At 66.9% G+C, this 14,656-nt stretch carries 13 protein-coding genes; 3 read left to right on the forward strand and 10 right to left on the reverse strand.

Annotation, left to right across the window (positions count from 1 at the left end; all coding sequences use genetic code 11):
• Positions 1-97 precede the first annotated feature (97 nt).
• From LXM55_RS04415 to gspG, 9 genes are all read right to left on the reverse strand, one after another.
• Positions 98-1,261, reverse strand: coding sequence for a substrate-binding domain-containing protein (locus LXM55_RS04415; RefSeq protein ID WP_233318938.1), 1,164 nt, complete (start codon positions 1,259-1,261; stop codon positions 98-100).
• A 138-nt stretch (positions 1,262-1,399) separates the two neighbouring features.
• Positions 1,400-2,584, reverse strand: coding sequence for a substrate-binding domain-containing protein (locus LXM55_RS04420; protein ID WP_233318940.1), 1,185 nt, complete (start codon positions 2,582-2,584; stop codon positions 1,400-1,402).
• A gap of 598 nt (positions 2,585-3,182) precedes the next feature.
• Positions 3,183-4,394: a type II secretion system inner membrane protein GspF gene (gspF, locus tag LXM55_RS04425; RefSeq protein ID WP_233318942.1), complete on the reverse strand. Its 1,212-nt coding sequence runs from the start codon at positions 4,392-4,394 to the stop codon at positions 3,183-3,185.
• Positions 4,394-5,824 (reverse strand): type II secretion system ATPase GspE, encoded by a 1,431-nt coding sequence (gspE, locus tag LXM55_RS04430; protein ID WP_233318943.1) that lies wholly within the window; start codon positions 5,822-5,824, stop codon positions 4,394-4,396. The genes gspF and gspE overlap by 1 nt, the downstream gene beginning before the upstream one ends.
• Before the next feature lie 1,006 nt (positions 5,825-6,830).
• The gene (gspD, locus tag LXM55_RS04435) at positions 6,831-9,215 is read right to left on the reverse strand and encodes a type II secretion system secretin GspD (protein WP_233318947.1); all 2,385 of its coding nucleotides are present in this window, start codon (positions 9,213-9,215) and stop codon (positions 6,831-6,833) included.
• Positions 9,212-9,778 carry a type II secretion system protein GspM gene (gspM, locus tag LXM55_RS04440; protein WP_233318950.1) on the reverse strand — a complete coding sequence of 189 codons (567 nt, stop codon included), beginning with the start codon at positions 9,776-9,778 and terminating at the stop codon, positions 9,212-9,214. Before gspM ends, gspD begins: the two co-directional genes overlap by 4 nt.
• Complete coding sequence (gene gspL, locus LXM55_RS04445; RefSeq protein WP_233318952.1) at positions 9,771-10,979, reverse strand: type II secretion system protein GspL; 1,209 nt, start codon at positions 10,977-10,979, stop codon at positions 9,771-9,773. Before gspL ends, gspM begins: the two co-directional genes overlap by 8 nt.
• Entirely contained in the window at positions 10,976-11,956 is a 981-nt protein-coding gene (gspK, locus tag LXM55_RS04450; protein WP_233318954.1) for a type II secretion system minor pseudopilin GspK, read from the reverse strand. The genes gspL and gspK overlap by 4 nt, the downstream gene beginning before the upstream one ends.
• Positions 11,957-11,964: 8 nt before the next feature.
• On the reverse strand, positions 11,965-12,414 hold the full coding sequence (gene gspG, locus LXM55_RS04455) for a type II secretion system major pseudopilin GspG (RefSeq protein ID WP_233318956.1): 450 nt from the start codon (positions 12,412-12,414) through the stop codon (positions 11,965-11,967).
• Positions 12,415-12,562: 148 nt separating this feature from the next.
• Here gspG and gspI point away from each other — a divergent pair, with 148 nt between their 5' ends.
• The gene (gspI, locus tag LXM55_RS04460; protein ID WP_233318957.1) at positions 12,563-12,949 is read left to right on the forward strand and encodes a type II secretion system minor pseudopilin GspI; all 387 of its coding nucleotides are present in this window, start codon (positions 12,563-12,565) and stop codon (positions 12,947-12,949) included.
• A gap of 3 nt (positions 12,950-12,952) precedes the next feature.
• On the opposite strand, the gene LXM55_RS04465 is transcribed toward gspI, so the two are convergent.
• Complete coding sequence (locus tag LXM55_RS04465) at positions 12,953-13,381, reverse strand: type II secretion system protein N (RefSeq protein ID WP_233319058.1); 429 nt, start codon at positions 13,379-13,381, stop codon at positions 12,953-12,955.
• A 130-nt stretch (positions 13,382-13,511) separates the two neighbouring features.
• Between LXM55_RS04465 and gspH the strand changes: the two genes are divergently transcribed.
• Complete coding sequence (gene gspH, locus LXM55_RS04470; protein ID WP_233318959.1) at positions 13,512-13,973, forward strand: type II secretion system minor pseudopilin GspH; 462 nt, start codon at positions 13,512-13,514, stop codon at positions 13,971-13,973.
• Complete coding sequence (gene gspJ, locus LXM55_RS04475; RefSeq protein ID WP_233318961.1) at positions 13,970-14,581, forward strand: type II secretion system minor pseudopilin GspJ; 612 nt, start codon at positions 13,970-13,972, stop codon at positions 14,579-14,581. Before gspH ends, gspJ begins: the two co-directional genes overlap by 4 nt.
• Positions 14,582-14,656 lie beyond the last annotated feature (75 nt).

Below are 14,656 nucleotides of genomic sequence, written 5' to 3' on the forward strand. Positions count from 1 at the left end.
ACCGAACGGATGTCACGGAAAATTCATCTACGCGGTGTAGTGGCCGCGGCAATCGGCAATAGCGACTGACCGATTCCGCGACCGTGCCGGGGTGGCCTTACAACGGACGCCCAATAGCGTTGCAGACTGCGCTGTGGCCAATGCTCAGGCCGCTGGTGACGGTCAGGAAACTCTGCCGCACTGCGGTTTTCCAGGCCGCGGGCAGCGGTACTAGACGGTTCTGGCGAATGGCGTTGTCGTTGTTCGCCAAGGCACCGTAATGCCGGGTAAAGAACCCACGTACCTGCGCCGTCTGCTCGGCATCGGCATAGCATTGGCTGAAGATCAGATTGGTGTAGCCAAGGATCGGATAGCCCGAGTTGGGGTAGTAGAACTGGCTCGGATCGTTAACGTCCGGCTGGGTGGTGAAGACCGGAACCCAGGCATTGGTGTCGGCCCTGCGAGACACGCTGGGCACCGGAATCGACGCGACCGCCGCGGCAATGTTATCCGGAGTGGGCGCCAGACCGCCGACCCTGGCCACCCGGGTCGCGTCGCTCAGCCCTTCCAGGGTGCTCGCGGCATAGGTCGGTGCCATGAAGGTAATGGTGCCGTCCCGGGCATTCAGCACCTGCATGATATCGGCGCTGGAGTTCGCCGCTACGGCGCCTTCAGGCAGCCCGCCGCTATAGCTCTGAGCAAAAACGGTGGTCACCGAGAACGTGCCGGTCTCACTGCACTTGCCGTGCAGAAAACGCGTGAGCAACTCGGTCATCGCACTGCTCCCTGTCGGGTACACCAGAGTAATGGGCCCGACTTGCCCGGAGCCGACAATCTGCCCCCAGTTGACGATGCGCCCCGAGAAGATCCCGCACAACTGGCTGATATTCAGATCGATTGCGCCGGCACCCGCCTTGTTAAAGGGAATGGCCACCGTAGTGGCCGCGGACGGCACCTGAATCAGCGGCCCCCAGGCGCTGCCATGCTCGTACTGGTACTGCGCCAGCTGGCTGTTGCTCAGCTTCGACTCAGTGGCCGCCCAGTGCACGTTCTTGCTGGTGTTGCCATACACCAGCCGGCTGTAGTCGTTATTCAGAAAGGCGGCCTTGTCAGCCCCCTGGTCGACACCGATATAAGGGGCAAAACCCGCCGTCAGCACACCCGCCGTCTGGTACAGCGGCAGTACTGCGGTCGAGCCGCCACCGTTGACCTGCGCCTGTGCCTGCGACACGCACAGGGCGCCGCATAACATTGAAGCCATCCACCAACGAATATTGAGCATGACAAGACTCCTTTCCGATCAGGTTCGGGTAGGGCCTTCCGGCTAGCGCATGCACTGTCGGAGCAGGCCCTGAATGCAAAAATCAGCAACGGTCGAAACCGTTGCTGATCCGGGTGTTGCAGGTATCGGACGCGAGAATTACAGCGGACGGCCGATGGCGTTGCAGACGCTGGTGTTACCGATGCTCAGGCCGCTGGAAGCAGTAACGAACGAGTCACGTACTGCGGTTTTCCAGGCAGCTGGCAGCGGCACGAAGCGGTTGTTGTTGATGGCGGTGTCGTTGTTCGCCAGAGCACCGTAGTGACGGCTGAAGAAAGCCCGTACTTGCGAAGTCTGGGTGGCATCGGCGTAGCACTGGCTGAAGATCAGGTTGGTGAAGCCGAGGATCGGGTAACCGCTGGTTGGGTACAGGCGCAGGCTCTTGTCACCTGGGTTGGCGTCGATGTTGGCCTGGGAAGTGAAGACTGGAACCCACAGGTTCTGGTCGGCACGCACAGCGGCATCAGGCACGGCAACGGAGCCGATAGCCGAGGAAACGTTGGCCGGAGCTGGCGAAACACCAGCAACCTTGGCCACCTTGGTCGCGTCATCCAGGCCGGCCAGGGTTGGTGCAGCGTAGTCCGGGCTCATGTAGGTGATGCGACCGTCGCCAGCGTTCAGCGCGTCCATCACGCCTTGGCTGGTCACAGCGGCCACGGCACCGGCAGGCAGACCGCCTTGGTAGCTGGAGGCGAAGTTGGTGGTGACGGCGAAGGTACCCTTAGGCTCAGTGGTGCACTTGGCGTTCAGGAAGCGGGTGAACAGCTCGGTGGTGCCGCTGCTTTCGTTGCGGTAAACCACGGTGATGGTGCCGGTACGGCCCGAACCTGCAATCTGGCTCCAGTCGTTCACACGGCCCGAGAACACGCCGCACAGGTCGTTGACGCTCAGGTCAACGGCAGCGGTGCCAGCCTTGTTGAACGGAACGGCAACCGAAGTGGCCACCGAAGGCACCTGGATCAGTGGACCCCAGGTAGCGTTGCGAGCAGTGGCGTAGTTGCTCAGCTCGGTGGTGCTGAGCTTGGAGTCGCTACCGGCCCAGTGCACGTTCTTGCCGGTGGTGCCGGCCACGAACTTGGTGTAGTCGTTGTTCAGGAAGGCCGCCTTGCCGTTGCCGCTGCCTACGCCGATGTAGGGAGCGAAGCCGGCGGTGAGTACGCCGGAAGTCTGGTACAGCGGTTGTGGCAGGGTGGCGCCACCGCCGTTGATATCAGCCATTGCCGCCTGTGCCACGCACAGGGCAGCCAGGGTCAGGGATGCCGCGAGAACATTGCGCTTAAACATGAAGAATCTCCTTTCGTCGTGTTCGTACGTTGGGTGAATAGCTCTTGCATGACGCCATGGCACTCGGGCCAGAAGCCTTGATCCAGAGGGCTTGATGGGTGAGGCCATGGGGAGAGAAGTTCGCAGCTTCCGGTGACAGATAAAGGAAAAAACCTCGGGAGAAACCCACTGTTTTTTGCAAAAGATTCTCGGGTGTTTGCACAGGCTTTCCGGCCCTTTGCGCGCCAGGTGACAGCGAGGTTGCCAAGGTTTGGCGCGGCTCCGGGCTGCAGCCGTTGCCAGCTCTGGAGGCCACTGCGCCACATGACAGAACGAGGAACCCGAGGACGTTGGCCTACCGGGTCGGGAGCACGGCCTGCCGCGCGGACGGTGGCGAAAGCAAAAATCGGCTGGCGTGGTGTGTCTGAAAGAATTCAGGGTCCGCCGATACGATAGGGGCCTTATGGGCTCAAGGAGTACGCAGCAGCAATCGGGCTCACTGCCTTCAATCCCACAGCAGGCTGGCTCAATTTGTGGCGAGGGAGCTTGCTCCCGTTCGATTGCGCAGCAATCGCAAAAACCTGCCGGCACGGGATGCCTGAAAGATCACGGTCGCGGCTCAGGTCACCAGCTGGTTGATCTCGATGATCGGCAGCAGCACCGCCATGACGATCACCAGCACCACCGCGCCCATGACCACGATCATCAAGGGCTCGAGCAAGGCGGTCATGCCCATGGCCCGGCGTTCGATATCCCGCGACAGGGTCTGCGCCGCCCGTTCCAGCATCGGCGGCAAGGCACCGGTCTTTTCGCCGCTGGCGATCAGGTGGATCAGCACCGGCGGGAAGACTTTCTCCACCCGCAGCGCCGCCGCCAGGTTGGCGCCCTCGCGCACCTTGGCCGTGGCCTCGCTGACGCTCAGGCTCAGGCGGTCGTTGGACAGGGTCTGGCGCGCTGCCTCCAGGGCCCGCAGCAGTGGCACCCCGGCGCTGCCGAGAATCGCCAGGGTCGAGGCGAAACGCGCAGTGTTCAACCCCAGGACAAAACGCCCGATCAGCGGCAGGCGCAGGATCCGGCTGTGCCAGTTCAGCCGCGCCCGGGGGTTGCGCAGGTACAGCCGCCAGCCCCAGAACCCGGCCACCATGGCGGCAAAGCACAGGCCGCCCCAGGCGCGGACGAAGTCACTGGCATTGAGCATCGCCAGGGTCAGCCCCGGCAGGTCCTGGCGCGCCTGGGAAAAGGCGCTGACCACCTGGGGCACCACGTAGCTGAGCAGGAAGATCACGATGCCGATGGACACCAGCCCCACCACACCGGGGTAGATGAAGGCGGTGAGGATCTTGCCGCGCAGGCCGTTGCGCTCTTCGATGTAGTCCGCCAGCCGCTCCATGACCTGGGCCAGATCGCCGGACTCCTCGCCCGCGGCGATCAGCGCCCGGTAGATCTCCGGAAAATCCCGCGGTCGCGCCGCCAGCGCTTCGGCCAGGCGCATGCCGCTGCGCACATCGCTGCGCACCGCGCTCAGGGTCTGGGCGATGTGCTTGCGCTCGGCCTGCTCCACCGTGGCGCTGAGCGCCGCCTCCAGCGGCAGGCTGGCGCCCAGCAGGCTGGCCAACTGGCGGGTGGCCCAGGCCAGGTCGTTGTCCGAGAGCCTGGCGCTGAACAGCCCCCCTGCTCCACTGGCGGCGCCGTTGCTGTCCAGTTGCACCTGCAAGGCGGTCAGGCCGCGGCTGCGCAGGCTGGCGAAGGCCGCGCCCTGGCTGTCGGCTTCCAGGTGCCCGGATTCGATCTTGCCGAGGGCGTCGGCGGCTTCATAGCGATAGCGATTCATCAGGCGTCCCGTGTCACTCGTAGGATTTCTTCCGGCGCCGTGGCGCCGCTGCGTACCCAGCGCTCACCGTCCTCGCGCATGCTGAACATCCCGGCCCTGCGCGCGGCGGCGCGCAGGGCCTGCTCCCCGGCGCCCTGGTGGATCAGGCTGCGCACGTCGTCATCGATGCAGAACAGCTCATGGATCCCGGTCCGCCCGCTGTAGCCGATGTGGTTGCAGGCCGGGCAACCCACCGGGCGCCAGGTGCCGGGGTTGGCCGGATCCGGCTCCTTGCACTGGTTGCACAGGCGCCGCACCAGGCGCTGGGCCAGTACCCCGAGCATCGACGAAGCCAGCAGGAACGGCTCCACGCCCATGTCGATCAGGCGGTTGACCGCCGACACCGCGTCGTTGGTGTGCAGGGTCGCCAGCACCAGGTGCCCGGTGAGCGAGGCCTGGACCGCGATCCGCGCAGTCTCCAGATCGCGGATCTCGCCGATCATGATGATGTCCGGGTCCTGGCGCAGAATGGCCCGCAGGGCCAGGGCGAAGGTCATGTCGATCTTGGCGTTGACCTGGATCTGGCTGATGCCCGGCAAGTCGTATTCCACCGGGTCCTCGACGGTGAGGATATTGCTGGTGCTGGCATCCAGCCGGGCCAGCGCCGCGTAGAGGCTGGTGGTCTTGCCGCTGCCGGTGGGCCCGGTGACCAGGACGATGCCGTGGGGCTGGCGGATCAGGGTATCCAGGCGCGCCAGCAGGTCCGGGTCCATGCCCAGGGTTTCCAGCTGCAGGCGCCCGGCCTGCTTGTCCAGCAGGCGCATCACCACCCGTTCGCCATGCCCGGTGGGCACCGTGGACACCCGAATATCGATGGGCCGCCCGGCCACTCGCAGGGCGATGCGGCCGTCCTGGGGCAGGCGTTTTTCGGCGATATCCAGCTGGGCCATGATCTTGATCCGCGACACCAGCGCGCCGTGCAGCGCCTTGCGGGGCGAGACCACGTCGCGCAGGGTGCCGTCGACCCGGTAGCGCACCACCGAGTGAGTCTCGAACGGTTCGATATGGATATCGCTGGCCTCGTCCCGCGCGGCCTGGGTGAGCAAGGCGTTGATCATGCGGATCACCGGGGCGCCGTCCTGGGTGTCCAGCAGGTCGGTGATTTCCGGCATGTCCTGCATCAGGCGGTCCAGGTCCACCTCGTTCTCCGCAGCGCCGACCACCGCCGCGGCGCTGCCGGTGTCGGCGTAGGCGGTGGCCAAGAGCCCGTCGAGTTCCTCGTCGCGGATGCGTTCCAGGCGGGCGGGACCGAACTGGCGGCGGGCTTCGCCGATGGACCAGCCGGGGGTCGAGGGGCAGACCAGCAAGGTGGCGCCCTCCTCGCTGTGGCGCAGGAGAATGCGGTGGGATTTGGCCCAGGCGTAGGGGAGTTGGGGGGACTGGGGGGGCATTGTTTGGGGCTCCTGATTGGGGGTACATATCCGTTGCTGCGGTTACGGCGGCTGGCGGTTTCGCCTTTACGGCGAGTGGGACGGGGTACATATCCGTTGCTGCGGTTACGGCCACTTAGGGTTTCGCTCTTACAGCGACTCACTTTGGAAAAGCCGGAATGCCGGCCCAGCCCAAAGTAAGCAAAAGGCTCCTGCCCCTCCACTCGGTGCCTCGCCTAGGCTCGGCATGCCCTCACTCCGGCATTGATCCGTGGGCCGCCGCCACCGGCCGTCCCTGGCCGGATGGCGGCTAACCCGGCGTCCTGCCGGGTTACCCACGGCTCAATGCCTGCGTTCGGCCATCGTGTCTAAGGGGGCAGGAAGATCAAAAGCCAGATCAAGATCAACATCTGACGGCGGCCTGCCGGCCGGCCTTGTTCTTTTCCTGTTGCCCCTTTTTCACTGCCCTCTTCACGATGAATGAGGCCCCTGTAGCCGCTGCCGCAGGCTGCGAACGCTCTGGGCGGCACTCCGTCGCAGGAGACGCTAAACCTGCCTCCCCAATGTTCCTGACACTCCGCGCCGCCTGGTTTTGCGAGCGCTAGCGCTCGTTCGCAGCCTGCGGCAGCGGCTACAAGGTACCGGCCTGCACACTTTGGCTTTGGCTTTGGCTTTGGCTCTGGCTTTGCTTTGGCTTTTGATCTTGATCTTGATCTTGATCTACCTGCCCCTTCCCAGCAGGCCGAGCGCAGGCGTTGCGTAGGGGGCAGCTCGGCATGGATGCCGAGCTAGCCGCCATCAGGCCAGGGATGGCCTGTGGCGGCGGGCCCCCGGAGCAATGCCGAAGCTCGGGCACCCCGAGCCCCAGCGAGGGGCCGTATGGAGGGGCAAGACTTTTTGGTTCCTTTTGTGTCGTTTGACAAAAGGGACTCGCTGTAAGAGCGAAACCATAAGCCGCCGTTACCGCAGCAACGGATATGTACACCGTCAACCTCGCCACACCTGCAATGAAGAATCAGCCCCCCGTTCATTGCACCGGTACCGCCCGAATCGACGCCCGCGGCGCCTGCGGCCCCCCCTGCAACGACACCGGCACCGCCTCCGGAATCGCCTTGCTCGCCGCCGGCAACTGCGGCGCCTGCATATCCGGCATCGCCCAACTACGCTCCGGCTGCAACGCCCCCTGCGCCCGGCGCATGAAGTCATAGCGATTGAGGGTAATGCTGCGCCCCGCGCCACTGTCACGAATGATGTAAGGCCGCAGGAACACCATCAGGTTGGTCTTGGTCGCACTGCGCTTTTCATTGCGAAACAACGCCCCGACCCCGGGAATGCTCGACAGCCACGGCACCGCGTCATTGCTCTGGCTGTAGCCGTCCTGCAGCAAACCGCCCAGGACCATGATCTGCCCGTCATCCAGCAGGATGCTGGTGTCGATCGCCCGCTTGTTGGTCACGGTCCCGGCATCCACCGAGGCTCGGGGGTCAACACTGCTGACCTCCTGGTAGATGTCCAGCTTCACCGTGCCACCCTCGGAAATCTGCGGCCGCACGTTGAGCTTCAACCCCACCTCTTCACGCTGCACGGTCTGGAACGGGTTGTTGCTGGTGCCGCCGCCACCGGTCACGTAGCTGCCGGTGACGAAGGGAATGGTCTGGCCGACAAAGATGCTCGCCGCCTCGTTGTCCAGGGTCAAAAGGTTCGGCGTCGACAGCACGTTGGTCCCGCCCTTGCTCTTCAAGGCACGGGCCAGGACCTTGAGGTCCAGCACCTTGCCGATCCCCGGGATGTCCACCGTGCCGTTGACCACGCCGATGTTCAGGCCCTTGGGCAAGGCGTCGATGCTGGTCTTGCTGGCCGGGCTGCCCACCAGCCCGCTGCCGCCGAGGTTGACCCCGCCAAAACCACCACGGCCACCGAGGTTGCCGGCCTGCCATTGCACGCCGAACTCGCTGGCGTCGTCTTCGCTGACTTCGACGATCAGGCTTTCGATCACCACCTGGGCACGACGCTGGTCGAGCTGGTCGATGACTTCCCGCAGGTTGCGGTACAGCGGGTCCGGCGCGGAAATCAGCAAGGTGTTGGTGGTGGCGTCGGCCTGGATGGTCACGCCGCCGGCGCTGAACGCGGTGTTCTGGTCGTTCTGCTGACCGCTGCCACTCAGGCTGCTGGTGCTGCCGCCCTGGCCATAGGCGCCGCTGCCACTGCTGCTGTTGAGGTTGCCGCTGGCGGTGGGCGTGCCGCTGCTGTTCTGGCTGCTGCCCTGGCTGCCCTGGGTGCTGGCGCCCATGCCGCTGAGCATGGCCCGGGCACCGTCGCTGCTGGCGCTGTCGCTTTCGCCGGTGAGCAGCCCGCGCAGGGCCTGGGCCAGCTTGCCGGCCTGGGCGTTGCGCAGGTAGACCACGTGCAGGTTGCTCGGGTTGCTCTGGGCGTTGTCCAGTTTGTAGATCAGGTTGCGCGCCAGCTCGGTGCGTTCCGGGCTGCCGGCGCGGATGATGATGGAGTTGGAGCGCGGGTCGCCGATCACGCTGATCTTCTGGGTCTGGTCCGCGCCTTGGGTCTCCAGCAGCTCGGCCACCATGGTCGCAATGTCCACGGCAATGCCGTTCTGCACCGCCACCACATCGGTGTCGATGGCGCTCGGGGTGTCGATGCCGCTGATGAGCTGCGCCACCCGCTGCAGGTTCTCGGCGTAATCGGTGACCACGATGGTGTTGTTGCCCGGGTAGGCGTTGATCGGGTTGTTCGGCGACACAATGGGCCGCAGCACCGGAATCAGGTTGACCGCGTTTTCATATTGCAGGCGGAAGGTACGGGTCAGCATGCCATTGCCCGCCGGTTTGTCGGCGCTGTAGATCGGCCCGCCCAGCAGCTTGGCGTCGGCTTCCGGCACCACCTGCGCCACCCCGCCCACGTCCACCACGGCAAAGCCCTGCATGCGCAGGGCCGCCAGCAGCATCTCGTAGGCCTGGTGCGCCGGCACCTGGCCTTCGCTGACCAAGGTCAGGTTGCCCTTGACCCGAGGGTCGACCAGGAACTGCTGGCCGGTGGAGCGGGACAAGGCGCGCACCACCGCCTGGATATCGGCCTCGACGAAGTTCAATTGCACGGGCTGGTCGCCCAGCGGGTTGCGCGGCACACCGGTGCTGCGCGAGGTGCCCTGGCCGCGGCTGCTGTTGGTCACCGGGTGCAGGACTTTCGGCCGCTGGGCCTGCTGCGTCTGCAGGCGCTCGCGGTCCGCCAGGGCATCGCCGCTGCGTCGGGTATCGCCCAGCGGCTGGCCCAGCTCACTGTCCACCAGCAAGGGCGGCGGCGTGGTGGAGGTGGTGTTGCTGCAGGCCCCCAGCGCCAGCAGCAGAAAAGGTGCGGCCTTGCGACACTGGCGCGCGTAGTTGGAACCTGACCACTTCATGAAGCTTCCTTAGCGCCCTGCGCCTGATCCATGCGAACGGTCCCGGACAGTGTGCCTGCCGAGTCTTGGGCGGCGGCCGTGCCTGCGCGTTGCAGACGAGCCTCCACCACCTGCAGTGAAAACTGCCGGGGAGCCCCCAGCAGCCAGCCGACCACGGCATCCGCCGGGGCCTGCTCAAAGGTCAACCGCCAGCTCTCGGGGCCGGCTTGATCCGCGTGTTGCAGTTGGTAGCGGTCCTTGAGCCCGGCATCGTCCAGGGCCTGGCGCAGGGACTGTTCCAGGCTCTCGCCCGGGGTCTGGCGGTGGCCCGCCGCGACGTCGTGCAGCAGCACTTCCAGGGCCTCGGCCTGGGAGCGCAGCTTGGGGGTCTCGGCTTGCCAATACGCGATCTGCTTCAGTGGCGGCTGAATCAACAGCAACCACAGCAACAACCCCAGCAGGCCCAGGGCGGCGCCCCCCAGCAGGCGTCTTTCGCGCAGGGCCAGGCCGTTCCAGTGGCCCCGGGCCTGGGCCAGCAGGCGCGAGCAGCGCGCCTGATACTGCGCCAGCAGGGCCTTATTCATGTTCGTCTCCCGTTGCCTCGTCCGCGTTCTCGACGGTTGCCGCCGCCCCCGGGCTCAGGGCCCAGCCATTGCCTTGGGCCTGGGCGCTGTAGCCGGCCTGGGCCAAGGCCCCCTGCCAGGCGCTGTCGGTGGTTTTCACCGCGTCGGGCAACAATTCGAGCTGCAAGCGCTCGTCGGCAAAACTCAGGCTTTGCACGCTGCCCACCATGAATGGCATGGCCAGGCCGGCCTGGCTCAGCAGGTGGGCGAAACCCTGGGCCGAGCCCGCCGCCGCGCCGCTCTGGCGCGCCGCCAGTTGCTGACGCGCCTGTTGCAACGGGTTGAGCACCACCGGCAATTCGGGGAACACCTGCTTCACCCGCTGGCTCATCTGCGTCTTCAGGCGCTGGCCCTGCTCGGCTTCGCGGGCGGCGTAGAGGTTCAGCCCCAGCACCCAGACCGCCACCGCCAGGGCACAACAACCCAGGGCCCGACCCCAGCCCCGGGGCGCGCTATGGCCAGCCAGCGCCGCGCCGTGCAGGCCCCAGGCGGGCGGCGTGCCGCTGAAACGCTGGGGCACCGGCCCTTGCGGCGGCGGTTGAGGTCCTGCCAGCGCTGGCGCATCGCCGACCCAGCACAGCGGGCTACCGCTGGCGTGCAACTGCTCCAGGGTCTCGGCCATCAACGGTTGCACGCTGCCCTGGGTGGCGCTGTGGCGCACCAGCAACTGCTCGTCCAGCAGGCACACACTGAGCTGCCCGGGCGGCGGCACCGGCAAGGCGTAAGGCGCCGGGTACAGGCCCGAGAGCACCAGCCCGGCCCGCTCCAGCACGCGCCCCAGGGCTTGCAGGCGCTCCCGCGGCAGCCAGCTCAAGGCCACCTGCCCCTGCGCATCGCGCGGGCCGTGGGCCACGTGCATCGCCTCGCTGGGGCCGAGGATCAGCGCCTGGGCCGCGCAGGCCACGGCGGCCTTGATCCGGGCAGCGGGCAGTTGCGGCAGTTCGATACAGGTCAAGAGGCTGTCCTGCGGATGCAGGAAGCACTCCAGCATCGGCGGCTTGCCCCCCTGGCCCGCGCGCCCCAGTTGCTGCAGGGCGCAGCGCCCGGTGGCCGTGGTACGCCCGCCGCGGTCGAGCCGGGCGAAGTCCACCAGGCACTGTTCCGGCGTCTCGCTGCCCAGCAGCGAATCCAAGGGCGGCAGCCCGATGCGCAAGCGGCTCATGCGCCCACCCGTGACCAGATCACCTGGGGCATGCGGTCCTCGGGGCGGTGCAGCAGCGCCTGCAGGCTGACCCGGCGCTGATCGCGGCGGGCCTGGCCCTGGAGCAGGAACCATTCGCTGGTGATGCCGACCTTGATCTGCTCGACCTGCAATGCCGGTAGGCGCAGGCGGTTGACGAAATCGCCACGGTTGATGAACCAGCGCCCGGCATCACGCTCTGCCACCAACGCCCTGGCCCGCGACAGGTCCAGCCCCGGCACCACCGCCGCCAGCACCTCGGCGCTGGCGGTGTTGCCGTTGACCCAGGTATTGCCCGGCAGAATGCTCACGTACGCCTCCAGCCGCGCCAGCACGTCCGGGGTCAGCCCCGGCAGGCCCTGCAAATCGTCGAGGCTGCGCAGCATCGGCTGCCTGGGCGCCAGGCTCGGTGCCGGCGCGCCCGCCGAAGTCTGGCGGCCACTGTTGAAACTGCCATGGCTGCTGCTCGGCGCCGGCGTGTGCAGGCGCTGGGGATAGGAAGCGATCACCCGCTGGCTGATGCGCCGGCTCAGCGCGGCGTCGATGCCAATCAGCTGGCACAACCGTTGGAAACTCTGCAGTTGCACCGCGTCCACTTCCTGGTTGGACACCAGGTTGCGCAGGTTGAAGGTGCCTTGCAGGTCGTGCAGGCGGCCCTGGAACGCTGCGTTGAAGCCGCCCAGGGCCTGGTCGTCGATGGGCCGCGCCCAGGCCTGGTCGAGGCGCGTCAGCACGTCACGCTGGCGCGCCTCCCAGAGCAACTGCCGGCTGTATTCCAGGCCACCCTGGAGCACCCCGGCGCCGACGACCCGCGCCTGCTCGGCTTCCACCGCGCGGGTAAAGGAGGTTTGCCGGGTGAGCATGCCGCCAGCAATCACCGCCACCACCGCGGCAATCAGCAACGCGCTGATGATGGCCATGCCCCGCTGCTTCGCCGCACTGGGCGAATGGGCTTTCACGGGCGGCCCTATAGCTGCCAGGAGCCGATATCGGCATTCACGCCGTCGCCGTCGGGCTGGCCGTCGGCACCGAGGGAGAACACGTCCACTTCGCCATTGGCGCCCGGGTTTAGGTAGTGATAGGGGCGCCCCCAAGGGTCGTTGGGCAGGCGTTCCAGGTAAGAGCGCCAGTTGCTGTCCTTGGCGTTGGCCGGGCGCTCCACCAGCACCTTCAGGCCCTGGTTCATGCTCGGGTAGCTGCCGTGGTCCAGGCGATAGAGCTTCAAGGCCTGCATCAGCCCGGCGATGTCCTGCCTGGCCGCCGTGGCCCGCGCCTGGTCCGGGCGATCCAGGACCTTGGGCACCACCATGGCCGCCAGGATCCCGAGGATCACCACCACGACCATGATCTCGATCAGGGTGAAGCCACGCTGGCGGCGCGGGCCTCGGGGCGGGGATGTTACAGGCGCGATATCCATCTCGACATTCCTTGGCGTCAGTTCGATTCGTCGCGCAGTGTTGCAAGAAGATATGTCAGTGGTATTGAAAAACCTCGGGAGTTTCGGTCGCCATTCGGTCAAGCCGGCAGGCTAGTCTGCGAGGCTGTTTCCCGGTTTCGAGCGGCCCATGCAAGCCCTGCGCAAACACGCTGGTTTCACCCTGATCGAAGTGCTGGTGGCGCTGGCCATCATTGCCGTGGCCATGGCCGCGGCCGTGCGCGTGGCCGGCCTGATGACCCAGAGCAACGGCCTGCTGCGGGACAAGTCCCTGGCCCTGCTGGCGGCCCAGAGCCGAATCGCCGAGGTGCGCCTGGAAGGCCGCCTGAACAGCGGCGTGAAGCACCTCGATTGCGACCAGGGGCGGCTCAAGCTGCGCTGCGAAACCCGCATCACCGCGGGCCATGCGCCGGGGCTGGTGCGGGTCAGCGTGCAGGTCCACGACCGCAGCCGCGAGGCGCCGCCCCTGGCACGCCTGGAGACCCTGGTCAGCCGGCCCCCGGTGCCACGCCAGTGAGGCTTAGCGAATCAGCCGTGGCAGGCTTGGCGAGTCCGGCAGCTTGCTGACCTTGATCCGCGAGGGCTCGCCCGCGCGCTCGATCAGCACCCCGTCGGCTTCGATGGCCACCAGGCGCACGCCCTGGGTCAGGGTTTCCCCGGCCAGGAAGCTGCGCGGCGGGCCGTCGTTCAGGCGCAGCACCGCCACCGCGCCGCGGGCGCCGGCCATGACCCCGGAAACCGTGATCTCGACCGCCGCCGGCCGGTCGGCAAACCATTGCAGGGCCGGGTTGTCGGAACGCGCGGCGAGCACCTGGGGCGCCACCGCCGGGGTCTGCGATTCGGCTGGGGTCAGCAGCAGCGACGACCAGGTGGCGACGCCGCCCAGGGCCGCCAGCAAGGCCACGTATTGCAGCAACCGGGGGGCGTCAAGGCGTGGCGAAAATGACATGGCACGTAGCATCGGTGGGACCTCCTGTTTGTCCGTTCCCGCAGCCTACAGGTCAATTCTCACGGTTTTATTTCATCGGACGATCATCTGCCCAAGGCAAGCTGGTCGAGTCGCCAAGGAGTGCCATCGGATGCCGTCACGCACGCAACAAGGTTTCACCCTGATCGAACTGATGGTGGTGCTGGTGATCATCGGCATCGCCAGCGCGGCCGTGGGCCTGAGCATCAAGCCCGACCCGCTGCAAGCGCTGCGCAAGGACGCCGAGCGCCTGGCGCAACTGCTGCAAGTGGCCCAGGCCGAGGCGCGCACCGACGGTCGGCCGATCACCTGGCGGGCCACGGCCAAGGGCTATGCCTTCAGCCGCCAGGCGCTATCCGGGAGCGGCCTCGATGACTTGCATGACGACGCCCAACTGCGCCCCCGGTCCTGGGAAACCCCGGCCCTGCAAGTGCGCATCGAGCCCAAGCAGCGCCTGGTGCTCAACGCCGAGTGGATCAACCCTGCGCTGCGGCTGGTGTTGTCCGACGGCCTGCACAGCCTCAGCCTGGAGCGCAGCGCCAGCGGCCAGCTGCGGGTGGTGACCCAGCCATGAAACGCCGCCAGCAGGGCTTCACCCTGATCGAAGTCATGGTTGCAATCATGCTCATGGCGGTGGTCAGCCTGATCGCCTGGCGCGGGCTGGACAGCGTCACCCGGGCCGACACTCACCTGAAAGCCAGCACCGAACAGACCGAGGAACTGCTGCGCAGCCTCAACCAGCTGGAACGCGACGTGGCCCTGCGCGCCGCCACCCAACTGCGCGAGCCGACCCTGGGCGACAGCGAAGAGGCCGTGCCCGAAAGCCCGCCGCCGCTGAGCGTGCGCAGCTCCGACAGCCAGGGCTTTGCCCTGGAAGTGATCCGCAGCGCCGCCACCCCGGGGGCAGGCCTGCAACGGGTGCGCTGGTGGCTCAAGGGCGACACCCTGTACCGCGCCGTGGCCGAGGCACGCGATCGCTACCCCTTGCCCGCGCCCCGGGACGCGGTGGCGGTGTTGAGCCGGGTCAGTGATCTGCAGGTTCGGGTCTGGGACCCCGACAAGGGCTGGCGCCAGCTCAGCGGCAACCGCCGGGACAACCCCCAGGGCCTGGAGATCCGCCTGACCCGGCAAACGCCCCAGGGCCAGGAGCATTACCGGCAAGTGCTGGGCCCCCTGCTCTAACCGGCTTCGTGTAGCCGCTGCCGCAGGCTGCGAGCGGCTTGGGCGGCGCAGGCGACGCGGCGGTCTTGAAGGCGC

The sequence above is a fragment of the Pseudomonas sp. Au-Pse12 genome (assembly GCF_021341665.1).
Taxonomy (GTDB): domain Bacteria; phylum Pseudomonadota; class Gammaproteobacteria; order Pseudomonadales; family Pseudomonadaceae; genus Aquipseudomonas.